Source organism: Paucisalibacillus globulus DSM 18846, assembly GCF_000482485.1.
Classification (GTDB): Bacteria; Bacillota; Bacilli; order Bacillales; family Amphibacillaceae; genus Ornithinibacillus; species Ornithinibacillus globulus.
In genome coordinates this window covers 24,603-48,196 of record NZ_AXVK01000033.1, presented here as the reverse complement: position 1 = coordinate 48,196, position 23,594 = coordinate 24,603, and the positions used below count along the sequence as shown (strand labels likewise).

Annotated in this window: 35 protein-coding genes; all 35 read right to left on the bottom strand. The window is 39.4% G+C overall.

Going from position 1 to position 23,594, the window contains the following annotated elements:
• Positions 1–340 precede the first annotated feature (340 nt).
• The 35 genes from rplQ to rpoC all read right to left on the bottom strand — a co-directional run bounded on the left by rplQ (position 341) and on the right by rpoC (position 23,591).
• Complete coding sequence (gene rplQ / locus K332_RS0111005; protein WP_026907498.1) at positions 341–694, bottom strand: 50S ribosomal protein L17; 354 nt, start codon at positions 692–694, stop codon at positions 341–343.
• 45 nt (positions 695–739) lie between these two features.
• Entirely contained in the window at positions 740–1,684 is a 945-nt protein-coding gene (locus tag K332_RS0111000; RefSeq protein WP_026907497.1) for a DNA-directed RNA polymerase subunit alpha, read from the bottom strand.
• A gap of 295 nt (positions 1,685–1,979) precedes the next feature.
• Positions 1,980–2,372 (bottom strand): 30S ribosomal protein S11, encoded by a 393-nt coding sequence (gene rpsK / locus K332_RS0110995; RefSeq protein ID WP_026907496.1) that lies wholly within the window; start codon positions 2,370–2,372, stop codon positions 1,980–1,982.
• Between the two features lie 21 nt (positions 2,373–2,393).
• A complete protein-coding gene (gene rpsM, locus K332_RS0110990; RefSeq protein WP_026907495.1) occupies positions 2,394–2,759 on the bottom strand; it encodes a 30S ribosomal protein S13 in 366 nt (121 codons plus the stop codon).
• Between the two features lie 20 nt (positions 2,760–2,779).
• A complete protein-coding gene (rpmJ, locus tag K332_RS0110985) occupies positions 2,780–2,893 on the bottom strand; it encodes a 50S ribosomal protein L36 (RefSeq protein WP_010095733.1) in 114 nt (37 codons plus the stop codon).
• A 31-nt stretch (positions 2,894–2,924) separates the two neighbouring features.
• A complete protein-coding gene (gene infA / locus K332_RS0110980; RefSeq protein ID WP_010095735.1) occupies positions 2,925–3,143 on the bottom strand; it encodes a translation initiation factor IF-1 in 219 nt (72 codons plus the stop codon).
• A 279-nt stretch (positions 3,144–3,422) separates the two neighbouring features.
• Positions 3,423–4,067: an adenylate kinase gene (locus K332_RS0110975; RefSeq protein ID WP_026907494.1), complete on the bottom strand. Its 645-nt coding sequence runs from the start codon at positions 4,065–4,067 to the stop codon at positions 3,423–3,425.
• A gap of 28 nt (positions 4,068–4,095) precedes the next feature.
• The gene (gene secY / locus K332_RS0110970) at positions 4,096–5,388 is read right to left on the bottom strand and encodes a preprotein translocase subunit SecY (RefSeq protein ID WP_026907493.1); all 1,293 of its coding nucleotides are present in this window, start codon (positions 5,386–5,388) and stop codon (positions 4,096–4,098) included.
• On the bottom strand, positions 5,388–5,828 hold the full coding sequence (gene rplO, locus K332_RS0110965; protein ID WP_026907492.1) for a 50S ribosomal protein L15: 441 nt from the start codon (positions 5,826–5,828) through the stop codon (positions 5,388–5,390). Before rplO ends, secY begins: the two co-directional genes overlap by 1 nt.
• A gap of 30 nt (positions 5,829–5,858) precedes the next feature.
• Positions 5,859–6,041, bottom strand: coding sequence for a 50S ribosomal protein L30 (gene rpmD / locus K332_RS0110960; protein WP_026907491.1), 183 nt, complete (start codon positions 6,039–6,041; stop codon positions 5,859–5,861).
• 13 nt (positions 6,042–6,054) lie between these two features.
• A complete protein-coding gene (gene rpsE, locus K332_RS0110955; protein ID WP_026907490.1) occupies positions 6,055–6,558 on the bottom strand; it encodes a 30S ribosomal protein S5 in 504 nt (167 codons plus the stop codon).
• Positions 6,559–6,578: 20 nt separating this feature from the next.
• On the bottom strand, positions 6,579–6,941 hold the full coding sequence (rplR, locus tag K332_RS0110950; RefSeq protein ID WP_026907489.1) for a 50S ribosomal protein L18: 363 nt from the start codon (positions 6,939–6,941) through the stop codon (positions 6,579–6,581).
• A 30-nt stretch (positions 6,942–6,971) separates the two neighbouring features.
• Positions 6,972–7,508, bottom strand: a complete 537-nt coding sequence (gene rplF, locus K332_RS0110945) for a 50S ribosomal protein L6 (protein WP_026907488.1) — start codon at positions 7,506–7,508, stop codon at positions 6,972–6,974.
• 30 nt (positions 7,509–7,538) lie between these two features.
• On the bottom strand, positions 7,539–7,937 hold the full coding sequence (rpsH, locus tag K332_RS0110940; RefSeq protein ID WP_026907487.1) for a 30S ribosomal protein S8: 399 nt from the start codon (positions 7,935–7,937) through the stop codon (positions 7,539–7,541).
• Between the two features lie 30 nt (positions 7,938–7,967).
• On the bottom strand, positions 7,968–8,153 hold the full coding sequence (locus K332_RS0110935) for a type Z 30S ribosomal protein S14 (RefSeq protein ID WP_026907486.1): 186 nt from the start codon (positions 8,151–8,153) through the stop codon (positions 7,968–7,970).
• A 31-nt stretch (positions 8,154–8,184) separates the two neighbouring features.
• Complete coding sequence (gene rplE / locus K332_RS0110930; protein ID WP_026907485.1) at positions 8,185–8,724, bottom strand: 50S ribosomal protein L5; 540 nt, start codon at positions 8,722–8,724, stop codon at positions 8,185–8,187.
• 27 nt (positions 8,725–8,751) lie between these two features.
• The gene (gene rplX, locus K332_RS0110925) at positions 8,752–9,063 is read right to left on the bottom strand and encodes a 50S ribosomal protein L24 (protein WP_026907484.1); all 312 of its coding nucleotides are present in this window, start codon (positions 9,061–9,063) and stop codon (positions 8,752–8,754) included.
• 34 nt (positions 9,064–9,097) lie between these two features.
• Positions 9,098–9,466, bottom strand: coding sequence for a 50S ribosomal protein L14 (rplN, locus tag K332_RS0110920; RefSeq protein WP_010095756.1), 369 nt, complete (start codon positions 9,464–9,466; stop codon positions 9,098–9,100).
• Positions 9,467–9,508: 42 nt separating this feature from the next.
• Positions 9,509–9,772, bottom strand: coding sequence for a 30S ribosomal protein S17 (rpsQ, locus tag K332_RS0110915; RefSeq protein WP_026907483.1), 264 nt, complete (start codon positions 9,770–9,772; stop codon positions 9,509–9,511).
• A 24-nt stretch (positions 9,773–9,796) separates the two neighbouring features.
• Entirely contained in the window at positions 9,797–9,997 is a 201-nt protein-coding gene (gene rpmC / locus K332_RS0110910) for a 50S ribosomal protein L29 (protein WP_026907482.1), read from the bottom strand.
• The gene (gene rplP, locus K332_RS0110905) at positions 9,987–10,421 is read right to left on the bottom strand and encodes a 50S ribosomal protein L16 (RefSeq protein ID WP_026907481.1); all 435 of its coding nucleotides are present in this window, start codon (positions 10,419–10,421) and stop codon (positions 9,987–9,989) included. The genes rpmC and rplP overlap by 11 nt, the downstream gene beginning before the upstream one ends.
• An 18-nt stretch (positions 10,422–10,439) precedes the next feature.
• A complete protein-coding gene (gene rpsC, locus K332_RS0110900; protein ID WP_026907480.1) occupies positions 10,440–11,081 on the bottom strand; it encodes a 30S ribosomal protein S3 in 642 nt (213 codons plus the stop codon).
• Between the two features lie 3 nt (positions 11,082–11,084).
• Positions 11,085–11,426, bottom strand: a complete 342-nt coding sequence (gene rplV / locus K332_RS0110895) for a 50S ribosomal protein L22 (protein WP_026907479.1) — start codon at positions 11,424–11,426, stop codon at positions 11,085–11,087.
• A gap of 20 nt (positions 11,427–11,446) precedes the next feature.
• The gene (rpsS, locus tag K332_RS0110890) at positions 11,447–11,725 is read right to left on the bottom strand and encodes a 30S ribosomal protein S19 (protein ID WP_026907478.1); all 279 of its coding nucleotides are present in this window, start codon (positions 11,723–11,725) and stop codon (positions 11,447–11,449) included.
• Between the two features lie 54 nt (positions 11,726–11,779).
• Positions 11,780–12,610: a 50S ribosomal protein L2 gene (gene rplB / locus K332_RS0110885; protein ID WP_026907477.1), complete on the bottom strand. Its 831-nt coding sequence runs from the start codon at positions 12,608–12,610 to the stop codon at positions 11,780–11,782.
• Between the two features lie 27 nt (positions 12,611–12,637).
• Entirely contained in the window at positions 12,638–12,925 is a 288-nt protein-coding gene (rplW, locus tag K332_RS0110880; RefSeq protein WP_026907476.1) for a 50S ribosomal protein L23, read from the bottom strand.
• Positions 12,925–13,548 carry a 50S ribosomal protein L4 gene (gene rplD, locus K332_RS0110875; RefSeq protein WP_026907475.1) on the bottom strand — a complete coding sequence of 208 codons (624 nt, stop codon included), beginning with the start codon at positions 13,546–13,548 and terminating at the stop codon, positions 12,925–12,927. The genes rplW and rplD overlap by 1 nt, the downstream gene beginning before the upstream one ends.
• A gap of 26 nt (positions 13,549–13,574) precedes the next feature.
• Positions 13,575–14,204 (bottom strand): 50S ribosomal protein L3, encoded by a 630-nt coding sequence (gene rplC, locus K332_RS0110870; RefSeq protein ID WP_026907474.1) that lies wholly within the window; start codon positions 14,202–14,204, stop codon positions 13,575–13,577.
• 31 nt (positions 14,205–14,235) lie between these two features.
• Positions 14,236–14,544, bottom strand: coding sequence for a 30S ribosomal protein S10 (rpsJ, locus tag K332_RS0110865; protein ID WP_026907473.1), 309 nt, complete (start codon positions 14,542–14,544; stop codon positions 14,236–14,238).
• A 459-nt stretch (positions 14,545–15,003) separates the two neighbouring features.
• A complete protein-coding gene (tuf, locus tag K332_RS0110860; RefSeq protein ID WP_026907472.1) occupies positions 15,004–16,194 on the bottom strand; it encodes an elongation factor Tu in 1,191 nt (396 codons plus the stop codon).
• Between the two features lie 123 nt (positions 16,195–16,317).
• Positions 16,318–18,396 (bottom strand): elongation factor G, encoded by a 2,079-nt coding sequence (gene fusA / locus K332_RS0110855; protein ID WP_026907471.1) that lies wholly within the window; start codon positions 18,394–18,396, stop codon positions 16,318–16,320.
• 42 nt (positions 18,397–18,438) lie between these two features.
• On the bottom strand, positions 18,439–18,909 hold the full coding sequence (gene rpsG / locus K332_RS0110850) for a 30S ribosomal protein S7 (protein WP_026907470.1): 471 nt from the start codon (positions 18,907–18,909) through the stop codon (positions 18,439–18,441).
• Positions 18,910–18,952: 43 nt separating this feature from the next.
• Positions 18,953–19,372, bottom strand: coding sequence for a 30S ribosomal protein S12 (gene rpsL, locus K332_RS0110845; RefSeq protein ID WP_026907469.1), 420 nt, complete (start codon positions 19,370–19,372; stop codon positions 18,953–18,955).
• A gap of 134 nt (positions 19,373–19,506) precedes the next feature.
• The gene (locus K332_RS0110840; protein ID WP_026907468.1) at positions 19,507–19,758 is read right to left on the bottom strand and encodes a 50S ribosomal protein L7ae-like protein; all 252 of its coding nucleotides are present in this window, start codon (positions 19,756–19,758) and stop codon (positions 19,507–19,509) included.
• Between the two features lie 227 nt (positions 19,759–19,985).
• A complete protein-coding gene (gene rpoC, locus K332_RS0110835) occupies positions 19,986–23,591 on the bottom strand; it encodes a DNA-directed RNA polymerase subunit beta' (RefSeq protein WP_026907467.1) in 3,606 nt (1,201 codons plus the stop codon).
• Positions 23,592–23,594 lie beyond the last annotated feature (3 nt).

Below are 23,594 nucleotides of genomic sequence, written 5' to 3'. Positions count from 1 at the left end.
CTGGAACATCAGCCGTTATTCTGGAACATCAGCCGTTATTCTGGAACATCAGCCGTTATTCTGGAACATCAGCCGTTATTCTGGAACATCAGCCGCAGCACGTACCGGCTGCGGCTTTGTTTGGGGGATAGGCGGGCGCGGAACCTGTCTAGTTGCGCGTGTGGTCAACGACTACTACCATAAGCGAAAGACTCTCCGAGAGCCAAAACCGGGCGCTCTACGGTCTCTCGCTTATGGTTCCGTCGCTAAACGGCCCCGGTACACTTTTCTATATAAAAAAAGGGCTTGGATTTCACCTCGTGGAAGAGATCAAGTCCTGCCCTTAACGCGTATGGATTGATTAAACTAATTCGATAATAGCCATTTTCGCTCCATCACCTTGGCGTTCCCCTAATTTAAGAACGCGTGTGTATCCACCTTGTCTGTCTTCATAGCGTTTTGCAACGTCATTAAAAAGCTTTTGAAGTACTGTATCTTCTTCATTAGCTTCTTTTTTGTATAAGAATGCTGCTGCTTGACGACGAGCATGTAGATCACCACGTTTACCTAACGTAATCATTTTATCAACAACAGACTTAAGCTCTTTCGCTTTAGCTTCTGTTGTTTCAAGGCGCTCATGAATAATCAAATCAGAAGCTAGGTTACGAAGTAGTGCTAGTCGTTGATCTGTTGTACGTCCTAGTTTTCTTGCCATGGACTATCCCTCCCTTTCTTGAAACTCTAAAGATGTCCTTCTTTGTTAGTCGTCTTTACGTAGTCCTAAGCCTAAATCAGCAAGTTTTACTTTTACTTCTTCTAAAGATTTACGACCTAAGTTACGTACCTTCATCATATCTTCTTCAGATTTATTTGAAAGCTCTTGAACTGTATTTATGCCAGCACGTTTTAAACAATTGTAAGAACGAACAGAAAGATCTAATTCTTCAATTGTCATTTCCATTACTTTTTCTTTTTGGTCTTCTTCTTTTTCAACCATTATTTCAACATTTTGCGCTTCATCTGTTAAGCCTACGAAAATGTTTAAATGCTCCGATAGAATTCTTGCACCAAGAGAAATTGCTTCCTCAGGACGAATACTTCCATCAGTAGAAACATCTAATGTTAATTTATCGTAGTTTGCACTTTGACCTACACGAGTATTCTCTACTTGGTAAGTAACTTTTGATACCGGTGTGAAAATGGAATCAACTGGAATAACACCAATTGGTTGATCTTCATGTTTGTTTGCCTCGGCTGGAACATAACCACGACCACGCCCGGCGTTAATTTTCATACGCAAGTTTCCTTTTGCATTAAGTGTTGCAATTGGAAGATCCGGATTTAATACTTCTACATCACTATCATACGTTAGATCAGCAGCAGTAACTACTCCTTCACCTTGCACATCAATTTCTAATGTCTTTGGTTCATCTGAATAGATTTTAAGGGCTAGCTTTTTCAAATTCAAAATGATTGTTGTAACATCTTCAACTACTCCATCGATTGTTGAAAACTCATGTAATGCGCCATCAATTTGAATTGATGTAACAGCAGCACCTGGAAGTGAGGATAGTAGAATACGACGCAAGGAGTTTCCAAGAGTTGTACCATAACCACGTTCGAGCGGTTCTACCACAAATTTCCCAAATGTAGCATCATCACTAATCTCAACCGTTTCAATCTTTGGCTTTTCTATTTCAATCATTCCATAATACCCTCCTTTAAAACGTCGAAACCCCGGTTAGACCTATACATCTAACCGAAATTCCTCAAATAGGAAGTTGGCTTTCTTGGGCACAACTTGTATATTTTCTCGTATTTTATTGTCTATGCGATGCTGTATAGGTAAGGCTATAATTAGTCAAATTCCGAGAGTCTTATTGAAACTATCAGCTCTGCTTTTCATAAACCTTAGTCATTTTGTTCTATCTCTATCTACGTCTATACTTTTAGTCATCATACCCATTATTGACAGGGTGACAAATCAATATACGTTAAAATTATACACGACGACGTTTTGGTGGACGGCAACCGTTATGAGGAACTGGAGTCACATCTTTAATAGCTGTAACTTCTAGTCCAGCTGCTTGTAGAGAACGGATAGCAGCTTCACGACCAGCTCCAGGGCCTTTAACTGATACTTCTAGAGTTTTCATGCCATTATCCACTGCAGTTTTAGCAGCAGTTTCAGCAGCCATTTGTGCAGCGAATGGTGTAGATTTACGAGAACCTTTGAAACCTAGTGCACCAGCAGAACTCCATCCAACTACATTACCTTGAACATCAGTAATTGTAACGATAGTGTTATTAAAAGTTGATCGGATATGTGCCACACCAGTCTCAATATTCTTTTTCACACGACGTTTACGTGTATTTGTTGTTTTACGAGCCATCTAATTGTTAACCTCCTTACGTTATTTTTTCTTGTTAGCCATTGTACGACGTGGGCCTTTACGAGTACGAGAGTTATTCTTCGTATTTTGACCACGAACCGGTAAACCACGACGGTGTCTTAAACCACGGTATGATCCAATTTCAATAAGACGTTTAATGTTAAGAGAAACTTCACGGCGAAGATCACCTTCAGTTGTATATCCATCAACAGCTTGACGAATACGTCCTAACTCATCTTCAGTTAGATCACGCACACGTGTATCTTCAGAAACGCCTGCTTCTTTTAAGATATTCTGTGCAGTATTCTTACCAATACCATAAATATATGTTAAAGAGATTACCACACGTTTTTCACGTGGTACGTCTACTCCTCCAATACGTGCCATTAGTATCAAGCACCTCCTTCTTATCCTTGTTTTTGCTTATGTTTCGGATTTTCACAAATCACCATTACTTTGCCTTTTCGTTTAATGACTTTGCATTTTTCACAAATTGGCTTTACAGATGCTCTTACTTTCATCATCTTTACCTCCTTTTATATCGGAGCTCGTTTATTTATAACGGTACGTAATTCGTCCTCTAGTCAAGTCATACGGAGAGAGTTCTACCGTTACTTTATCACCTGGTAAGATTCGGATGAAGTGCATACGGATTTTACCAGATACGTGTGCCAAGACCGTATGGCCGTTTTCAAGCTCTACATTAAACATTGCATTAGGCAATGTTTCCGTTACGGTTCCTTCCACTTCAATTACATCATCTTTCGCCATCGTGCTTTACTCCCTTCTTTAAATCAGTCACAATTACAAAAACGTATTTAGCTTTCACTTTCATTTGTGACACGACCAGTATCTAGAAGGCTGTTTTGGACCTGGAGACGTATAATCCATATTACAATATGATGTTTATTCTGATCATTGGTCGATCATTTACGTTTTCCCCATGCTACCAAGACATAACGATTATCATTTAAAAAAACCATATTGTCTTATCTTATCCTCGAAAAATAGAACAAATAAGACCTAAACGCGTCCGCCTACAGTAATAGCTTATTTTTCAATAACCGATTGAATATCTTGAAAAACTATGTCAATATCTTGATCGCCATCAAGCGTTACAAGATATCCTTTATCATCATAAAAGTCTAGTAACGGCTTCGATTGTTCGATGTTAATCGCCAAACGATTTTTAACCGTTTCTGGTTTGTCATCATCACGTTGAATTAACGCAGAACCATCTCTATCACATATACCCTCTTTTTCAGGAGGATTATACATAACATGATATGCTCTACCACATGTAGGACAAATTCTACGACCGGATAAACGCTCCACTAACTTTTCTTCTGGTACTTTAACATGTAATACATGGTCAATCTCTTGATTTATTTCGGATAAAAGCGTTTGTAAAGCCTCAGCTTGGCGGGTAGTTCTTGGAAAACCATCTAACAAGAAACCTTTTTCACAATCGTCTTTACTTAAACGCTCTTTTACAATACCAATTGTAACTTCATCCGGAACAAGTGCACCCTGGTCCATAAAGCTTTTCGCTTTAATCCCAAGTTCTGTTCCTTCTTTAATAGCAGAACGGAACATATCTCCTGTTGAAATATGAGGGATTTTATATTTCTCACTGATTTTTTCTGCCTGTGTACCTTTACCAGCACCAGGAAGACCCATTAACAATAGATTCAATACAATCACTCACTTCATTGGCAGTTTATTACTTGATAAATCCTTTGTAGTGTCGCTTCACTAACTGACCTTCTAATTGCTTCATCGTTTGAATTGCTACACCTACAACGATAAGTAAACTTGTGCCGCCGATTTGAACTGCTTGTGGAAGTCCTGCAAGCTTTCCGAATATAATAGGTAAAACGGAAACTGCAGCTAAGAATATCGCTCCTACAAATGTTAATCGATTGATAACACGAGTAAGATACGTTTCAGTATTCTTACCAGGACGAATCCCAGGAATATATCCACCTTGTTTTTGTAAGTTTTCAGCCATTTGTTCAGGGTTAACTTGAACAAATGTATAGAAATACGTAAACGCAATGATCAGCGCTACATAAATAAGCATACCTACAGGCGTTGTATAATCAAAAATCTTTTGAATTGTTGTAGCTACATTTCCATCAAAGAAAGTTGCAACAGTATTTGGAGCCATTATAAATGCAATCGCAAAGATTACAGGGATAACTCCCGCAGCATTTACTTTAAGTGGTAAATGTGTAGAATGACCTCCAACTGGAGAACGGTTAACAAGTTTCTTTGCATATTGTATAGGGATCTTACGTAATGCTTCAATTACGAAAATAACCCCTGCTGTAATTGCAATGGCAACCAAGGCAATTAAGGCTACAATAACGATATTAATAAACAATTGATCGCCAGCATTTGTAAAGTACTGGACGTATAATTGGTTAACAGCATTCGGTACAGCAGCAACGATACCCGCAAAAATTAGTATCGAAATACCATTCCCAACTCCATGTGCAGTAATCTGTTCACCTAACCACATTAAGAATGTTGTTCCAGCTGTTAGAACAAGTGCAATGATTAGAAATTTACCTGGACCAGGATCACGAATTAATAATCCACCCGCCATTGCGTTAAAGCCAATTGACATAGCAATCGCTTGAACAAACGCAAGAACTACTGTTCCATAGCGAGTTATTTGGGCTAATTTTTTACGGCCCATTTCACCCTGTTTTTTCCACTCTGTAAACTTTGGCACAACATCCATTTGTAGTAATTGCATGATGATTGATGCTGTAATGTAAGGCATAATCCCCATTGCTAAAATGGAGAAATTCATTAATGCCCCGCCGCCAAATGTATCTAGAAATCCAAATACATTATTTTGCTTAGTCATAAATTCGAGTGCACTTTTATCAGTGAATGGCACAGGAATAAATGTGCCTAGACGGAATACAATTAACAAAGCTAATGTAAAAAGTATTTTCCGTCTAATGTCAGCCACGCGCATAAAATTGGAGAATGTACGGAACATTAGATCACCTCTGTTTTACCGCCCGCTTCTTCGATAGCTGCTTTTGCAGAAGCAGAGAACTTGTGAGCTTTAACGGTATATTTGTTTTCGACAGAACCATTTCCAAGTATCTTAATACCTGCTTTTTCGTTCTTTACGACACCTGATTCAATTAATAACTCAGGAGTGATTTCTGTGCCGTCTTCAAATTTATTTAAAACATCTAAGTTCACTATAGCATATTCTTTGCGGTTTATGTTTGTAAATCCACGTTTTGGCAAACGTTGGAATAAAGGCATTTGTCCACCTTCAAATCCAGGGCGAACACCACCGCCTGAACGAGAATTTTGTCCTTTGTGTCCTCTACCAGAAGTTTTACCATTACCAGATGATGTTCCGCGACCTACACGGTTTCTCTCTTTGCGTGATCCTTCTGCTGGCTTCAATTCATGAAGTTTCATACGAGCACCTCCTCTTTACGCTTATGTTTATTAACCTTCTTGAACCGATACTAAATGAGATACTTTATTAACCATGCCACGAACAGCTGGAGTATCTTCAAGAACTACGGTTTGACGAATCTTCTTTAAGCCAAGTGCTTCAACAGTTTTAATTTGTTTTTCTTTAGCACCGATAACACTGCGTGTGAGGGTGATTTCTAATTTTTTAGACATAATGTTTCCCTCCTTATCCTAACAGTTCTTCTACAGACTTTCCTCTAAGTTTTGCAACATCCTCCGCGCGTTTTAGGTTACTTAAACCATTCATAGTAGCGCGAATCATGTTAATTGGTGTATTAGAACCTAGTGATTTAGTTAAAATGTCACCTACACCTGCAAGTTCTAGTACCGCACGAACTGGTCCACCAGAGATAACTCCAGTACCTTCAGAAGCTGGTTTCATTAATACATTACCAGAACCGAATACACCGTGAATTTCATGTGGAATTGTCGTACCAACGATTGGTACAGAAATTAAGTTTTTCTTAGCATCATCAACCGCTTTTTTAATTGCATCTGGTACCTCTTGTGCTTTACCAGTACCAAATCCAACATTGCCGTTCTTATCTCCTACAACAACTAGTGCAGCAAAACGGAAACGACGTCCACCTTTAACTACTTTTGCAACGCGGTTAATCGCTACAACACGTTCTTCAAGATCTAATTTATTAGGATCAATTACTGTTTTCATCTATGTCCCTCCTTTTACAATTAAAATTCAAGACCTGCCTCACGAGCAGCATCTGCAAGTGCTTTTACACGTCCATGATAAAGGTAGCCTCCACGATCAAATACTACTGATTTATGACCTTTATCTTGGGCACGTTTTGCAATCATTTCTCCAACTTTAGTAGCAGCTTCTACACCGCTAGTTGAATCAACGCTTAATTCTTTATCTACAGTAGATGCACTAACTAATGTTACACCATTAGTATCATCAATTAACTGTGCATAAATGTGTTTATTTGAACGATACACGTTTAGACGAGGACGAGTCTCTGTTCCAAAAAGATTTTTACGAACACGACCATGTCTTCTCTTACGTGCAACATTTTTGTCAGGTTTTGTGATCATCTGGGTCACTCCTTTCTCGCCTAACTAACCTTACTTAGCAGTTTTACCTTCTTTACGACGTACATACTCATCAACGTAACGAATACCTTTACCTTTATATGGCTCTGGTGGTCTGATACCTCTAATGTTAGCAGCAACTGCTCCAACCTTTTCTTTATCAATACCTTTTACAATTACGGAAGTGTTGCTTGGTACATCGATTTCAATACCATCAATTGGATCTATTTCAACTGGATGAGAATACCCAGCATTCACAATAACTTTATTACCTTGTTTTTGTGCACGATAACCAACACCGATGATTTGAAGTTGTTTTTCAAAGCCTTTTGATACTCCTTCAACCATGTTAGCAACGTTACTACGAGTAGTACCGTGTAACGAACGATGTTCTTTACCATCACTTGGACGTTCGACTGTCACTTGCGTTTCCGCAACAACAATTTTCATTTCAGGATGAAAATCTCTAGTTAGCTCACCCTTAGGGCCTTTTACAGTTACTGTGTTACCATTAAGTTTTACTTCTACACCACTCGGAATCTCAATTGGTTTAAGTCCTATACGAGACATTCCATGCACCTCCTTATCTTTAAAAATTAATTACCATACATATGCAAGTACTTCGCCACCAACAGCTTGTGAGCGTGCTTCTTTATCAGAAAGAACACCTTTAGATGTTGATACGATTGCAATACCTAGACCGTTAAGTACACGAGGTACCTCATCAGCTTTTGCATAAACACGTAATCCTGGCTTACTAATACGCTTAATACCTGTAATTACTCGTTCCTCATTAGCACCGTACTTAAGGAATAAACGTAAGATCCCTTGCTTGTTATCTTCAATAACTTCGTAGTCACGTACAAAGCCTTCACGTTTTAAAATATCAGCAACTTCAGTTTTAATTTTAGATGCAGGAAGTTCTAACTTTTCATGTTTTACCATGTTCGCATTACGAATACGAGTTAGCATATCTGCGATTGGATCTGTCATAACCATTACTAAATTACCTCCTTCCCTAATCGGGGTTTACCAGCTTGCTTTTTTGACACCAGGAATTTGACCTTTATAGGCAAGTTCGCGGAAACAAATACGGCAAAGTTTAAATTTACGCATTACAGAGTGCGGACGGCCACAACGTTCACAACGAGTATATTCTTGTACAGCGAATTTTTGTGGGCGTTTTTGTTTCGCAATCATAGATTTCTTAGCCACAATTTTCCCTCCTTGTATTAGCTCATAAGCTCTATTTTTGGAAAGGCATGCCTAGCTGAGCTAAAAGTTCACGTGCTTCTTCATCGGTATTTGAAGTTGTTACGATAACAATATCCATACCACGCACTTTGCTTACTTTATCGTAATTAATTTCTGGGAAAATTAATTGTTCTTTAACACCTAGTGTATAGTTACCACGACCATCAAAAGCTTTTTTAGAGATTCCACGGAAGTCACGTACACGTGGAAGTGATACTGAAACTAACTTTTGAAGGAATTCATACATACGCTCACCACGAAGAGTAACTTTCGCACCAATCGGCATTCCTTCACGAAGACGGAAACCAGCGATTGATTTTTTAGCGCGTGTAATCATAGGTTTTTGACCAGAAATTAACGCTAGTTCTTCTACTGCTGAATCTAGTGCCTTAGAGTTTTGGACTGCATCACCAACACCCATGTTGATAACGATTTTTTCTAACTGAGGCACTTCCATAACAGACTTGTAGTTAAATTTATTCATTAATGATGATACGATTTCATCTTGGTATTTTTGTCTTAATTGGTTCACCATGTTGCCCTCCTTTCACAGCACATACTATTTATCTAATGCTTCACCGGATGTTTTAGCGATGCGGACTTTCTTTCCATCACGTACTTCATAGCCAACTCGAGTTGGATTGCCGGTTTTTGGATCTACTGGCATCACGTTAGAAACATGAATAGGAGCTTCTATATTAAGAATCCCACCTTGCGGGTTTTCTTGTGAAGGCTTAGCGTGTTTTTTAATCATGTTCACACCTTCAACAAGTACACGTTCCTTTTTTGGATATGCTTCTAAGATCGTGCCTGTTTTTCCACGGTCTTTACCGGAAATAACAATAACTTTATCACCTTTTTTTACATGCATGCTTGACGCACCTCCTTACAAGGTAATTCACTTCTTATAGAACTTCTGGAGCTAGAGATACGATTTTCATGAATTGTGCATCACGTAATTCGCGCGCAACTGGTCCGAAGATACGAGTACCTCTTGGACTTTTGTCGTCACGAATGATTACTGCAGCATTTTCATCAAAACGAATATACGAACCGTCTTTACGACGAACACCTGATTTAGTACGAACGATTACTGCTTTAACAACGTCACCTTTTTTGACAACGCCTCCTGGTGTTGCTTGTTTTACAGAACAAACAATAACATCACCAATATTAGCAGTTTTACGTCCAGAACCACCAAGTACTTTAATAGTAAGTAACTCACGAGCACCAGAGTTATCTGCAACTTTTAGACGAGTTTCTTGTTGAATCATACGTCTGCGACCTCCTTCCGGATATCTTCCGAACGAACTTTATTATATAATGACCGCTTCTTCAACGATTTCAACTAGACGGAAACGTTTAGTTGCTGATAGCGGACGAGTTTCCATGATGCGAACGATATCACCAGTTTTTGCTTGGTTGTTTTCATCATGAGCTTTAAATTTCTTAGAGTATTTAACACGTTTACCATATAATTTATGGTTTTTGTATGTTTCAACTAAAACAGTGATTGTTTTATCCATTTTATCTGAAACAACACGACCTGTATACACTTTACGATTATTACGTTCTGTCATTTTGAGGCTAACCTCCTCTCATTATCAGTTGTTTACGCTAAGTTCACGTTGACGTACAACAGTTTTCATACGAGCAATAGACTTTCTTACTTCACGAATGCGTGCAGTATTTTCAAGTTGACCTGTTGCAAGTTGGAAGCGTAAGTTAAATAATTCTTCTTTTAACGATTTTAGTTTTTGTTCAATTTCGGCAGTGGTTAGTTCTCTGATTTCATTAGCCTTCATTGATTTCACCACCAATTTCTTCGCGTTTTACAAACTTAGTTTTGATTGGAAGTTTGTGAGCAGCAAGACGTAGTGCTTCACGCGCAACCTCTTCTGAAACTCCAGCAATTTCAAACATAATCTTACCTGGTTTTACAACAGCTACCCAACCCTCAGGAGCACCTTTACCGGAACCCATTCGGACTTCTAGAGGCTTCGCTGTGTAAGGCTTATCTGGGAAAATTTTAATCCATACTTTACCGCCACGTTTCATGTAACGAGTCATAGCGATACGAGCAGCTTCGATTTGACGACTTGTGATCCAAGATGCTTCAAGAGCTTGTAGTCCATATTCACCGAATGTAACTTGAGTACCACCTTTTGCTTGGCCTCTCATTTTACCACGATGTTGTCTACGATATTTAACACGTTTAGGCATTAACATACGTATTAGCCCCCTTCCTTATTTGTTAGTTTTAGTCGGAAGGACTTCACCACGATAGATCCACACTTTAATACCAAGTTTACCGTATGTTGTATCAGCTTCTGCTGTTGCATAGTCGATATCAGCACGTAATGTGTGTAGTGGAACAGTTCCTTCACTATAGTGTTCTGCACGAGCAATATCCGCGCCACCTAGACGACCAGATACTTGCGTCTTAATTCCTTTTGCACCAGCACGCATAGCACGTTGAATAGCTTGCTTTTGTGCACGACGGAATGAAATACGATTTTCTAATTGACGAGCAATATTTTCTGCAACTAGTTTAGCATTTACATCAACCTTTTTAATTTCAACAATGTTGATGTGAACACGTTTGCCAGTTAAAGCGTTTAATGAATTACGTAGAGCTTCTACTTCAGAACCGCCTTTACCAATAACCATACCTGGTTTACCAGTATGAATCGTAACGTTAACACGATTTGCTGCACGTTCGATTTCAATGTGGGAAACAGCTGCAGTTTTTAAACGGTTTTCAAGATATTCTCTAATTTTGATATCTTCGTGTAGTAAGTCTGCATAGTCTTTGCCCGCATACCATTTAGACTCCCAGTCTTTAATGATACCTACGCGAAGACCTGTAGGATTCACTTTTTGACCCACTAACTACCCCTCCTTCTTTTCTGTTACAACCACTGTAATGTGGCTTGTGCGCTTATTAATTTTGCTTGCACGTCCTTGAGCGCGTGGACGGAAACGTTTCAATGTTACACCTTCGTTAACGAATGCCTCAGAAATCACTAGATTATCTGTATTCATTTCGTAGTTATGTTCTGCATTTGCGATCGCAGAATTTAACACTTTTTCCACAACTGGGGATGCACCGCGTTGTGTGTGGCGTAGAATAGCAATTGCTTCGCCAACTTCTTTTCCTCGAATTAAATCAACGACTAATCGCACTTTACGAGGAGCAATACGAACTGATTTAGCTACGGCTTTAGCTTGCATACCTTAGGCGCCTCCTCTCATTAGCGTTTTGTTTTCTTATCGTCATTTGCATGTCCTTTGTATGAACGAGTTGGAGCAAATTCACCTAATTTATGTCCAACCATGTCTTCTGTTACATAAACAGGAACATGTTTACGTCCATCATAAACAGCGATAGTATGACCGATAAATGTCGGGAATATAGTAGAACGACGTGACCAAGTTTTAATAACTTGCTTTTTGTCAGATTCATTCAATTGATCAATTTTTTTCAATAGATGGTCATCTGCAAAAGGTCCCTTTTTTAAGCTACGACCCATGGATAAACCTCCTTTCGAAGTTCAGAGATGGATACTTTCCACCAATAGTTACGATTATTTTTTACGTTTACGCACAATATACTTATCTGTAGTTTTATTACGTTTACGTGTTTTGTAACCAAGTGTAGGTTTGCCCCATGGTGACATTGGTGATTTACGTCCGATTGGAGCGCGTCCTTCACCACCACCGTGTGGGTGATCATTAGGGTTCATAACAGATCCACGTACAGTTGGGCGGATACCCATCCAACGAGAACGACCTGCTTTACCAACACGAATTAGTTCATGTTCTAAGTTACCTACTTGACCAACAGTTGCACGGCAAGTTGATAATACTAGTCGAACTTCACCAGAAGCTAATCGTACAAGTGTATATTTCTCCTCGCGACCAAGGATTTGAGCCTCAGCTCCTGCAGAACGAGCTAATTGTCCACCGTTACCTGGTTTTAATTCGATGTTGTGTACAATTGTACCAACTGGAATATTTACAAGTGGAAGTGCATTACCCACTTTAATATCCGCATTTACACCTGATTCGATTTGTTGCCCTACTTGTAATCCTTTTGGAGCAAGAATATAACGCTTCTCACCGTCAGCGTAGTTAATTAATGCAATGTTAGCGGTACGGTTCGGATCGTATTCGATTGTAGCAACGCGACCTGGTATACCATCTTTATCACGTTTAAAATCAATGATACGATATTGACGCTTGTGACCGCCACCTTGATGACGAACCGTCAATTTCCCTTGGTTATTACGTCCACCACGTTTTGATAATGGAGCTAAAAGGGATTTTTCTGGTTTATCTGTAGTGATTTCTGCAAAATCAGATACAGACATGTTACGTCTACCATTTGAGGTAGGTTTGAATTTTTTAATCGCCATCTTGTTTTCCCTCCTTCTTTATGATTCTTAGCCTTCAAAGAAGTCTAGATCTTTACTATCTTCAGAAAGCTGCACTACAGCTTTTTTGCGATTTGGGCGGTAACCACCGTAACGACCCATACGCTTAAATTTACCTTTTAGGTTCAATGTGTTTACTTTTTCTACTTTCACTCCAAAGATTTCTTCAACAGCATCTTTGATTTGAGTTTTGTTAGCCTTCGTACTAACTTCGAAAGTATATTTCTTCTCTGCCATTAGGTCAGCAGAATGTTCTGTGATGACAGGGCGCTTAATAATATCACGTGCATCAGTCATTATGCAAGCACCTCCCCTGCTTTTTCAGCTGCTTCCTTAGTTAAGATTAGCTTGCCATGCGATAACAAATCTAACACATTAACTTCAGTTACTGTAAGAACTTTAACACCTTGTAGGTTGTTAGCAGAACGTACAATATTTTCTTCAGTTTCAGCAGTTACGATTAGAGCTTTTTCATTAACGTTTAAAGCAGTTAGCATTTTAACAACTTCTTTAGTTTTAGGCGCATCAAACGATAGGCTTTCTAAAACAACTAAGCTTTCTTCTTTAACTTTAGAAGATAAAGCAGACTTAAGTGCTAAGCGACGAACTTTTTTAGGTAGTTTGTAGCTATAGCTGCGTGGTGTAGGTCCGAAAACAACTCCACCGCCTACCCATTGTGGCGAGCGAATAGATCCTTGACGTGCGCGACCTGTACCTTTTTGGCGCCACGGTTTACGACCACCGCCACGAACTTCAGAACGATTTTTAACAGCGTGTGTACCTTGACGCATTGACGCACGTTGCATAATCACCGCTTCATGTAATACATGTGTGTTTGGTTCAATACCGAATACAGATTCGTTTAATTCGAATTCACCAGCTTGTGAACCATCTTGTTTAAATAGTGCTACTTTAGGCATGACATATCCTCCCTTCGTTTATATGATTAGTTAGCCTTAACTGCACCCGCGATTTTCACGAATGATTTTTTAGCACCTGGGACATTACCTTTGATTAATAGTAAGTTGCGTTCAACATCAACACTAACTACTTCAAGGTTTTGGATTGTTACTTGCTCTGAACCCATATGACCTGGTAATTTTTTGCCTGGGAATACGCGCATTGCATCAACTGCTCCCATAGAACCTGGGGATCTATGATAGTGAGAACCGTGAGACATTGGTCCGCGGCTTTGATTATGACGCTTAATTGATCCCTGGAATCCTTTACCTTTAGATGTTCCAGTTACATCAACTTTTTCTCCCGCTTGGAAAATTTCAACGCTAATTTCTTGACCAACTTCGAATTCATCAAGATTAACGTCACGGATTTCACGAACGTAGCGCTTAGGGGCTGTGTTTGCTTTTGCAGCATGACCTTTTTCCGCTTTATTAGTACGTGATTCCTTTAGATCTTGGAAACCAATTTGAATTGCTTCATAACCGTCGTTTTCAAGAGTTCTTTTTTGTAAAACTACGTTAGGTTCAGCCTGAACAACAGTTACCGGGATTAATTCACCGTTTTCGTTAAACAACTGTGTCATGCCGATTTTTCGACCTAAGATTCCTTTCGTCATCCGTTACACCTCCTATTTTAAAAACAAAATTTTATAGTTTAATTTCAATATCAACACCAGATGGTAAATCCAAACGCATTAGTGAATCAACTGTTTGTGGTGTTGGGTTAACAATATCGATTAGACGTTTATGTGTACGCATCTCGAATTGTTCACGTGAGTCCTTATATTTATGAACCGCACGTAAGATTGTGTAAACAGCTTTCTCTGTAGGTAGTGGAATCGGACCGGATACTTTCGCACCAGAACGTTTCGCAGTCTCTACGATTTTTTCAGCAGATTGATCTAAAATACGGTGATCATATGCTTTTAAACGGATTCTGATTTTCTCTTTTGCCATCATTTTACCTCCTTTTCGCCCATATTATTATAGACATACTCCGTGAAAATTTCTTAGCAACCGCCCATGGCAAAGGGTCCGGGTGTGCCAACAACCTTCCACATCATCGCCTGAAACGACCAACATTCTTATTATATAGAATATACATGGTCAGTGCAACCTTTTTTTGAATAAAATTCAATTTGTAGCACGTCTATGTATTATACTTAGTATTCTAAGTGATTGCAAGGTTTGTAGGGAACTTTTTTGATGGGAAAGATTGGTGTGGTTTTCGGTTATCAGGACTTATACAGAATACAATAATCATAAATTAGCAAGTCTATCAAAATTCCATTTATAGAATACAGTTCGTACAGTTCACCGATCACCTTATCTAAAAATCAGCAAGACAAAACGTTTCATTATAAATCAAAAAACAGGCAACGGTGTTCCGTTACCTGTTTTTATATCAATCAATTATTATTTAACGATTGTTGATACAACGCCTGATCCTACAGTACGTCCACCTTCACGGATAGAGAAGCGAGTACCGTCTTCAATAGCGATTGGAGAGATTAGTTCAACATTCATCTCGATGTTGTCTCCAGGCATTACCATTTCTACTCCTTCTGGAAGTTGAATAACTCCAGTTACGTCAGTTGTACGGAAGTAGAACTGTGGGCGATAGTTTGTGAAGAATGGAGTATGACGTCCACCTTCTTCTTTAGATAATACATAAACTTCTGCTTTGAAGTTTGTGTATGGCTTGATTGTACCTGGTTTAGCTAATACTTGACCACGGTTGATATCTTCACGTGCAACACCACGTAGAAGTGCACCAATGTTATCTCCAGCTTCAGCATAGTCAAGAAGCTTACGGAACATTTCAACACCAGTTACAGTAGATTTGCTTGATTCTTCTTGAAGACCAATGATTTCGATTTCGTCTCCAACTTTAATTTGTCCACGCTCAACACGACCAGTAGCAACAGTACCACGACCTGTGATTGAGAATACATCCTCAACTGGCATCATGAATGGTTTATCAGTGTCACGTTCTGGAGTTGGAATATACTCATCAACAGCAGCCATTAAATCAACGATTGCTTGCTCATACTTTTCGTCACCTTCAAGCGCTCTAAGAGCTGAACCACTGATTACAGGAACATCGTCACCAGGGAAGTCATATTCAGATAGTAGGTCACGAACTTCCATTTCTACTAATTCAAGTAATTCTTCATCGTCTACCATATCAACTTTGTTAAGGAATACTACGAATGCAGGAACCCCAACGTTACGAGAAAGTAGGATATGCTCACGAGTTTGTGGCATTGGGCCATCAGCAGCAGATACTACTAGGATAGCTCCGTCCATTTGTGCAGCACCAGTGATCATGTTTTTAACGTAGTCAGCGTGCCCTGGGCAGTCAACGTGTGCATAGTGACGAGTATCAGTTTCGTATTCTACGTGAGAAGTAGAGATTGTGATACCACGTTCTTTTTCTTCTGGAGCACCATCAATTTGGTCATAAGCCATTGCGCTACCTTTACCACTTTTCTTAGCCATTACAGTTGTAATAGCAGCAGTTAGTGTAGTTTTACCATGGTCAACGTGTCCAAGAGTACCAACGTTAACGTGATCTTTCGAGCGGTCGAATTTTTCTTTAGCCATTTATATTTCCTCCTTTAAATAAATAAAAGTATATTTAAGTATATATTTGAGCCAAGAAATAACAGCTTGTGTTATTTCTTAGCCTACAATAAAAGTTATACTTGAGAATAACTAAAAATGCAATTATTCTCCAGCGTTTTTCTTAATAATTTCTTCAGAAACACTCTTCGGTACTTCTTCATAGTGATCAAAGTGCATGGTGTATTGTCCACGTCCTTGTGTGTTTGAACGTAATGCAGTTGCATATCCAAACATTTCAGCAAGAGGAACAAACGCTTTAACAACTTGTAGTTGTCCGCGTGCTTCCATACCTTCCATACGTCCACGACGAGAAGTGATATCACCGATAATATCTCCCATGTATTCCTCAGGCATAACAACTTCTACTTTCATCATTGGTTCAAGTAGAACTGGGTTACATTTGTTTTTAGCAGCCTTAAGTGCCATAGAAGCAGCGATCTTAAACGCCATTTCGTTTGAGTCAACATCGTGGTAACTACCATCGAACAGAGAAGCTTTAACATCAATTAATGGATATCCGGCTAACACACCATTTTCCATTGATTCTTTAACACCTTGTTCAACAGCAGGGATGTATTCACGAGGAACTACACCACCAACGATTTTGTTTTCAAATTCAAAGCCAGCGCCTTCTTCGTTTGGCTCGAACTTAATCCATACGTGACCAAATTGTCCACGTCCACCTGACTGACGCACGAATTTTCCTTCAACTTCTGCTGCTGAACGGAATGTTTCGCGGTAAGCAACTTGTGGAGCACCAACGTTAGCTTCCACTTTGAATTCACGCTTCATACGGTCAACAAGGACATCTAAGTGAAGTTCACCCATACCAGAGATAATCGTTTGACCAGTTTCAGGGTTTGTTTCAGTTCTGAATGTTGGATCTTCGTCAGCAAGTTTACCTAAAGCAATACCCATTTTATCTTGGTCAGCTTTTGTTTTTGGTTCAATCGCAACCGAGATAACTGGTTCTGGGAACTCCATGGATTCTAGAATTACAAGATTCTTTTCATCACATAGTGTATCACCCGTAGAAGTATCTTTTAATCCTACAGCTGCCGCGATTTCACCAGCGTGAACTGTTGAAATTTCTTCACGAGAGTTTGCATGCATTTGTAAAATACGTCCAACACGTTCACGTTTACCTTTTACAGAGTTGCGAACATAAGAACCAGAATCAAGTGTTCCAGAGTATACGCGGAAGAAAGTTAATTTACCAACAAATGGGTCTGTCATAACTTTAAACGCTAACGCTGAGAAAGGCTCATCATCAGAAGATTTACGAATTATCTTTTCATCTGTATCAGGAACTGTACCTTCAATATCAGCCACATCAGTTGGTGCTGGTAAGTAATCAAGTACTCCATCAAGCATTAACTGAACACCTTTGTTTTTGAAAGCAGACCCACAGAATACTGGATAGAATTCTACAGCTAGTGTTGCATTACGAATTGCCTTTTTAAGTTCTTCGTTAGAGATTTCTTCTCCTTCTAGGAACTTCATCATAAGCTCTTCGTCAAGCTCTGAAACTGCTTCAACAAGGCTTGCACGTAATTCTTCAGCTTTCTCTCTTAGTTCTTCTGGAATTTCACGTGATTCATCTTTAGTTCCAAGATCATCTAGATAAAAGTGTGCTTCCATATTAATCAAATCGATTATACCATTGAATTGGTCTTCAGCACCGATTGGGAATTGTACAGGGTGCGCATTAGCTCCCAAACGATCTTTTAATGTACCAACAGAATATAGGAAGTCAGCACCCGTTTTATCCATTTTGTTAATGAACACGATACGTGGTACACCATATGTTGTTGCTTGACGCCAAACCGTTTCCGTTTGAGGCTCAACACCTGATTGTGCATCTAGTACTGTAACAGCACCGTCGAGCACACGTAGTGAACGCTCAACTTCAACAGTGAAGTCTACGTGTCCTGGAGTATCAATGATATTGATACGGTGGTTTTTCCATTGAGCAGTTGTTGCAGCAGAAGTAATTGTAATTCCGCGCTCTTGCTCTTGTTCCATCCAGTCCATTTGTGAAGCACCTTCATGCGTTTCACCAATTTTGTGAATGCGTCCTGTATAGAAAAGAATACGCTCAGTCGTAGTGGTTTTACCTGCATCAATGTGTGCCATAATACCAATATTGCGCGTCTTTTCCAAGGAGAACTCTCTTGCCATGTATTCTTCTCCTTCCTGTTAAAACCTTTATTTTTGTTTAGATTACCAACGGTAGTGAGCAAACGCTTTGTTTGCTTCTGCCATTTTATGCATGTCTTCGCGTTTCTTAACAGATGCACCTGTATTATTTGAAGCATCTAGAATTTCATTCGCTAAACGTTCTTCCATTGTTTTCTCTCCGCGTAAACGTGCGTAGTTAACAAGGTAACGTAAACCTAAAGTTTGACGGCGTTCTGGACGAACTTCAACCGGTACTTGGTAGTTAGAACCACCAACACGGCGTGCACGTACTTCAAGTACAGGCATAACATTTTTCATTGCTTGCTCAAATACCTCTTTCGGATTTTGTCCGCTACGTTGTTCTACTAGTTCAAAAGCGTTATAAAGAAGCTTTTGCGCTACACCGCGTTTACCATCAATCATGATTTGGTTGATTAAACGAGTTACTAGTTTTGAATTATAAAGTGGATCTGGCAAGACATCGCGCTTAGGTACTGGTCCTTTACGTGGCATATGTCCCCCTCCTTTCCTATATCTATATTATTAAACGATTAACTTATTTTTTCACTTTAGGGCGTTTTGTACCGTATTTAGAACGGCTTTGCATACGACCATCTACTCCTGCAGTATCAAGCGCACCACGAACAATGTGATAACGTACCCCAGGTAAGTCCTTTACACGTCCACCACGGATTAAAACTACGCTGTGTTCCTGTAGGTTGTGACCAATACCAGGAATGTATGCAGTTACCTCCATGTTGTTTGACAAACGAACACGAGCATATTTACGTAACGCAGAGTTCGGCTTTTTAGGAGTCAATGTACCAACACGAGTACATACACCACGTTTTTGTGGAGAGTTCTCGTTAGTTAAAGACTTTTTAAAACTGTTATACCCTTTGTTAAGTGCTGGTGAATCGGATTTTTTAGGTTTGCTTACGCGACCTTTACGTACAAGTTGGTTAATTGTAGGCATTATGTTGTCCTCCCTTCTTAAAATGACTTCGTGAATAGCTAGTTTTCATCTGTATCGTAAACCCACACATCCAGGTGGTTCATCTTGAAGCAAAAAACAAAGCTTTCGCAAGGATATCCTCGCCAAAACCATCATTACTTCTTTATCGCTACAGTAGATGCACCAACATCAATACCACATGCGGCTCCTAGCTTTTTCTTGGAATCAATACGCCGGTATGGGATACCTAGCGTTTTGGCTAATTCTTCTACTTTTTGTGTAAGAAACCGATCAGCATCTTCGGCAATATACACTTCACTTATTTGGCCATTTTTCATAGCCTTAAGTGTTTGCTTCACTCCAATTATAGTTCGAGACTTTACTTGACTCACTTTTTCATAAGACATTATATATCCTCCAAAGTAAGAAGTATAAATTGGAAGCACCTTGAATATATTATCATTCTCGTTTTTTATTGTCAACTAGAATTCTGATATTTTTTTGGTGCTTCCGGATGTTTTTTGACTCAAAACAATTCATTGTCGAACAAACCCGCAGCCCGGATACACTTCAACCGGGCCACGCAGTATATACAAACAGTTTCTCTCACAAACGCAAGAAAATATATTATTTATTACTGTACAGGTTGCTCTAATTCTTCGATTTCTTCTTCTGTTTCTACAGCAGGCAATTGAATTTTGCGGTAGCGTTGCATTCCAGTTCCAGCTGGAACTAACTTACCAATAATTACGTTTTCCTTCAGACCTAGTAGTTCATCACGTTTGCCTTTAATTGCTGCATCTGTAAGTACTCTAGTAGTTTCCTGGAAGGAAGCTGCCGATAAGAATGAATCTGTTTCTAGAGACGCTTTTGTAATACCTAGTAGGACTGGTTTTCCAACTGCTGGTTGGTTACCCTCTGCTAGAACTTTACTGTTTGCGTCTTTGAACTGATGTACTTCAAGCAAGGATCCCGGAAGAACATCCGTATCACCCGCATCTACAACACGGATTTTACGAAGCATTTGACGAACCATTACCTCAACGTGCTTATCGCCAATTTCTACCCCTTGCATACGATATACACGTTGCACTTCGCGAAGCAAGTAGTCTTGAACACCCGCTACACCTTGGACACGGATAAGTTCTTTAGGGTCTACTGAACCTTCTGTAAGTTCTTGCCCTGCGATTACCTCATCGCCTACAGAAACTTTCAAACGAGCGTTGTATGGCACTGCGTACGAACGCTGTTCAACCTCGCCTTGGATAACAATTTCTTGTTTATCCTTCACCTCGTGTATTTCAAGTACAGTACCGAATATTTCAGTAATTATCGCTTGACCTTTAGGGTTACGTGCCTCAAATAGCTCCTGGATACGAGGAAGACCTTGCGTAATATCGTCCCCAGCAACCCCACCTGTATGGAATGTACGCATTGTCAGCTGTGTTCCTGGTTCACCAATTGATTGAGCAGCAATTATACCAACTGCTTCTCCAACCTCAACCTCCGAACCTGTAGCAAGATTACGTCCATAACATTTTTTACATACACCGTGTTTCGTATTACATGTAAACACCGTACGAATTGTTACTTGTTCAATACCGGCTTCGACAATCTGTTTAGCTTGATCTTCAGAAATTACTGCATCAAATTCAACAATAACTTCGTTAGTTTCAGGGTGTACAACTGCTTCAAATGCTGTACGTCCAACTAAACGATCGAATAACGGTTCAATTACCTCGTTACCGTCTGTTAAAGCAGCAACAGGTAATCCACGATCTGTTCCACAATCAGTTTCGCGAACAATTACATCTTGTGCAACATCAACTAAACGACGTGTCAAGTAACCAGAGTCAGCAGTTTTTAGCGCTGTATCCGCAAGACCTTTACGAGCACCATGAGTAGAAATAAAGTACTCGAGTACTGTTAATCCTTCACGGAAACTTGATTTAATTGGTAATTCAATGATACGACCAGCCGGGTTAGCCATTAGCCCACGCATACCCGCTAACTGTGTAAAGTTCGACGCGTTACCACGGGCACCTGAGTCACTCATCATGAAGATTGGGTTACGGTTATCAAGTGATTCCATCAATCGATCTTGAATATTATCCTTAGCTTGTGTCCAGATTGCGATAACTCTATCGTAGCGTTCTTCATCTGTAACTAAACCGCGACGGAATTGCTTCATTACATTGTCAACTTTCTTCTGTGCTTCTTCTAAAATTACTTCTTTTTCAGGCAATACAACAATATCTGAAATACCAACCGTCATACCAGCTGTTGTAGACATACTAAAACCTAGATCTTTCATACGGTCAAGCATTCTAGATGTCTCCGTAATCTTAAAGCGTTTGAAGACCTCTGCAATGATATCTCCTAAGAAACCTTTCTTAAACGGTTTAACAATTTCGCGACCTTTAATGTCTTCTTTAATATTGGTTCCCTTTTCGACAAAGTACATTTCAGGAGTTTGTTCCACCAAGTTAAACCTTGTTGGTTCATTAATGTAAGGGAACGAATCTGGAAGAATTTCATTAAAAATCAATTTTCCAACTGTAGTAACTAACAATTGACTATTTTGTTCTTCTGTAAATGTTTGTTTGTGTAACGTTGATGCTTGAACTGCAATACGAGTATGCAAATGAACATAACCATTTTGATATGCTATTTTTGCTTCATTCACATCCGTAAATACAGATCCTTCACCAATTGCACCTGCTCTTTCTAACGTTAGGTAATAGTTACCTAATACCATATCCTGAGATGGTGTAACAACTGGCTTACCATCTTTCGGATTTAAAATGTTCTGTGCAGCAAGCATTAACAGACGAGCTTCAGCTTGTGCTTCAGCTGATAACGGAACGTGTACCGCCATTTGGTCACCATCAAAGTCAGCATTATATGCTGTACATACTAGTGGGTGCAAACGAATTGCTCGACCTTCCACTAGAGTAGGTTCAAATGCTTGAATACCAAGTCTGTGAAGTGTAGGGGCACGGTTAAGCAATACCGGATGCTCCTTAATTACATCTTCCAGAACACCCCATACATCAGGATGAACACGTTCAATTTTACGTTTTGCAGATTTAATATTATGGGCAATTCCACGTTCAACAAGCTCTTTCATAATAAACGGCTTAAATAACTCTAATGCCATTTCTTTCGGTAACCCACATTGATACATTTTTAGGTTCGGACCAACTATAATAACGGAACGACCTGAATAATCAACACGTTTTCCTAGTAAGTTTTGACGGAAACGACCTTGTTTACCTTTAAGCATATGTGAAAGTGATTTTAACGGACGGTTACCTGGTCCTGTAACAGGGCGACCACGACGACCATTATCAATTAAAGCATCTACTGCTTCTTGCAGCATACGCTTTTCATTTTGTACAATAATACTTGGCGCACCTAAGTCTAATAATCGTTTTAAACGATTATTTCGGTTAATAACACGGCGATATAAATCGTTTAAGTCAGAAGTAGCAAAACGTCCACCATCCAATTGTACCATTGGTCTTATTTCTGGCGGAATAACAGGTAGTACATCTAATATCATCCAAGAAGTCTCATTACCAGAATTACGGAAAGCTTCTAACACTTCTAGACGTTTAATAGCTCTTGTTCTACGTTGTCCTTGAGCAGTTTTCAACTCTTCCTTAAGAGCATCAACTTCTTTATCAAGATCTATATCTTGAAGAAGCTTACGAATTGCTTCAGCACCCATTTGAGCTTTGAATGAATTACCGTACTTTTCATAATACGCACGGTATTCTTTCTCAGAAAGCAATTGCTTTTTCTCTAGAGGTGTATTTCCTGGTTCAGTAACAATATAAGCAGCAAAGTAAATTACTTCTTCTAAAGCTCTTGGTGACATATCTAACACTAGCCCCATTCGGCTAGGAATTCCCTTGAAATACCAAATATGTGATACCGGAGCTGCTAACTCAATATGCCCCATTCTTTCACGACGAACTTTAGATTTGGTAACTTCAACACCACAGCGATCACAAACGACGCCTTTATAACGTACTCGCTTGTATTTACCACAATGACATTCCCAATCTTTAGTCGGCCCAAAAATCCGCTCGCAAAATAGTCCATCTTTCTCTGGCTTCAATGTACGATAATTAATTGTTTCCGGCTTCTTAACTTCACCAAAAGACCAAGAACGAATTTTTTCCGGTGAAGCTAAACCAATTTTCATAAATTCAAAGTTATTTACATCTATCAAGGG

Excerpts from the sequence above, each read along its gene's own strand:
- rplO (WP_026907492.1), bottom strand. The coding sequence starts at position 5,828 with ATGAAACTTCATGAATTGAAGCCAGCAGAAGGATCACGCAAAGAGAGA.
- fusA (WP_026907471.1), bottom strand. The coding sequence starts at position 18,396 with ATGGCAAGAGAGTTCTCCTTGGAAAAGACGCGCAATATTGGTATTATG.
- rplB (WP_026907477.1), bottom strand. The coding sequence starts at position 12,610 with ATGGCGATTAAAAAATTCAAACCTACCTCAAATGGTAGACGTAACATG.
- rpmD (WP_026907491.1), bottom strand. The coding sequence starts at position 6,041 with ATGTCTAAAAAATTAGAAATCACCCTCACACGCAGTGTTATCGGTGCT.
- rplN (WP_010095756.1), bottom strand. The coding sequence starts at position 9,466 with ATGATTCAACAAGAAACTCGTCTAAAAGTTGCAGATAACTCTGGTGCT.
- rplR (WP_026907489.1), bottom strand. The coding sequence starts at position 6,941 with ATGATCACAAAACCTGACAAAAATGTTGCACGTAAGAGAAGACATGGT.
- rpsK (WP_026907496.1), bottom strand. The coding sequence starts at position 2,372 with ATGGCTCGTAAAACAACAAATACACGTAAACGTCGTGTGAAAAAGAAT.
- rplX (WP_026907484.1), bottom strand. The coding sequence starts at position 9,063 with ATGCATGTAAAAAAAGGTGATAAAGTTATTGTTATTTCCGGTAAAGAC.
- tuf (WP_026907472.1), bottom strand. The coding sequence starts at position 16,194 with ATGGCTAAAGAAAAATTCGACCGCTCGAAAGATCACGTTAACGTTGGT.
- secY (WP_026907493.1), bottom strand. The coding sequence starts at position 5,388 with ATGTTCCGTACATTCTCCAATTTTATGCGCGTGGCTGACATTAGACGG.
- K332_RS0110840 (WP_026907468.1), bottom strand. The coding sequence starts at position 19,758 with ATGTCTTATGAAAAAGTGAGTCAAGTAAAGTCTCGAACTATAATTGGA.
- rplD (WP_026907475.1), bottom strand. The coding sequence starts at position 13,548 with ATGCCTAAAGTAGCACTATTTAAACAAGATGGTTCACAAGCTGGTGAA.
- rpsL (WP_026907469.1), bottom strand. The coding sequence starts at position 19,372 with ATGCCTACAATTAACCAACTTGTACGTAAAGGTCGCGTAAGCAAACCT.
- rplC (WP_026907474.1), bottom strand. The coding sequence starts at position 14,204 with ATGACGAAAGGAATCTTAGGTCGAAAAATCGGCATGACACAGTTGTTT.
- rpsG (WP_026907470.1), bottom strand. The coding sequence starts at position 18,909 with ATGCCACGTAAAGGACCAGTACCTAAGCGCGATGTCTTGCCAGATCCA.
- rpsM (WP_026907495.1), bottom strand. The coding sequence starts at position 2,759 with ATGGCACGTATTGGAGGAGTAGACGTACCACGTGAAAAACGTGTGGTA.
- K332_RS0111000 (WP_026907497.1), bottom strand. The coding sequence starts at position 1,684 with ATGATTGAAATAGAAAAGCCAAAGATTGAAACGGTTGAGATTAGTGAT.
- infA (WP_010095735.1), bottom strand. The coding sequence starts at position 3,143 with ATGGCGAAAGATGATGTAATTGAAGTGGAAGGAACCGTAACGGAAACA.
- rpsE (WP_026907490.1), bottom strand. The coding sequence starts at position 6,558 with ATGAAAACAGTAATTGATCCTAATAAATTAGATCTTGAAGAACGTGTT.
- rplW (WP_026907476.1), bottom strand. The coding sequence starts at position 12,925 with ATGACTGATGCACGTGATATTATTAAGCGCCCTGTCATCACAGAACAT.
- rplV (WP_026907479.1), bottom strand. The coding sequence starts at position 11,426 with ATGCAAGCTAAAGCCGTAGCTAAATCAGTTCGTATTGCTCCTCGTAAA.
- rpmJ (WP_010095733.1), bottom strand. The coding sequence starts at position 2,893 with ATGAAAGTAAGAGCATCTGTAAAGCCAATTTGTGAAAAATGCAAAGTC.
- rpsS (WP_026907478.1), bottom strand. The coding sequence starts at position 11,725 with ATGGGTCGTAGCTTAAAAAAGGGACCTTTTGCAGATGACCATCTATTG.
- rplP (WP_026907481.1), bottom strand. The coding sequence starts at position 10,421 with ATGTTAATGCCTAAACGTGTTAAATATCGTAGACAACATCGTGGTAAA.
- rpsQ (WP_026907483.1), bottom strand. The coding sequence starts at position 9,772 with ATGACAGAACGTAATAATCGTAAAGTGTATACAGGTCGTGTTGTTTCA.
- rplQ (WP_026907498.1), bottom strand. The coding sequence starts at position 694 with ATGGCAAGAAAACTAGGACGTACAACAGATCAACGACTAGCACTACTT.
- rplF (WP_026907488.1), bottom strand. The coding sequence starts at position 7,508 with ATGTCTCGTATAGGACTTAAACCAATTGAGATTCCGAGTGGTGTAGAA.
- rpsJ (WP_026907473.1), bottom strand. The coding sequence starts at position 14,544 with ATGGCAAAAGAGAAAATCAGAATCCGTTTAAAAGCATATGATCACCGT.
- rpsH (WP_026907487.1), bottom strand. The coding sequence starts at position 7,937 with ATGGTTATGACAGATCCAATCGCAGATATGCTAACTCGTATTCGTAAT.
- rpmC (WP_026907482.1), bottom strand. The coding sequence starts at position 9,997 with ATGAAGGCTAATGAAATCAGAGAACTAACCACTGCCGAAATTGAACAA.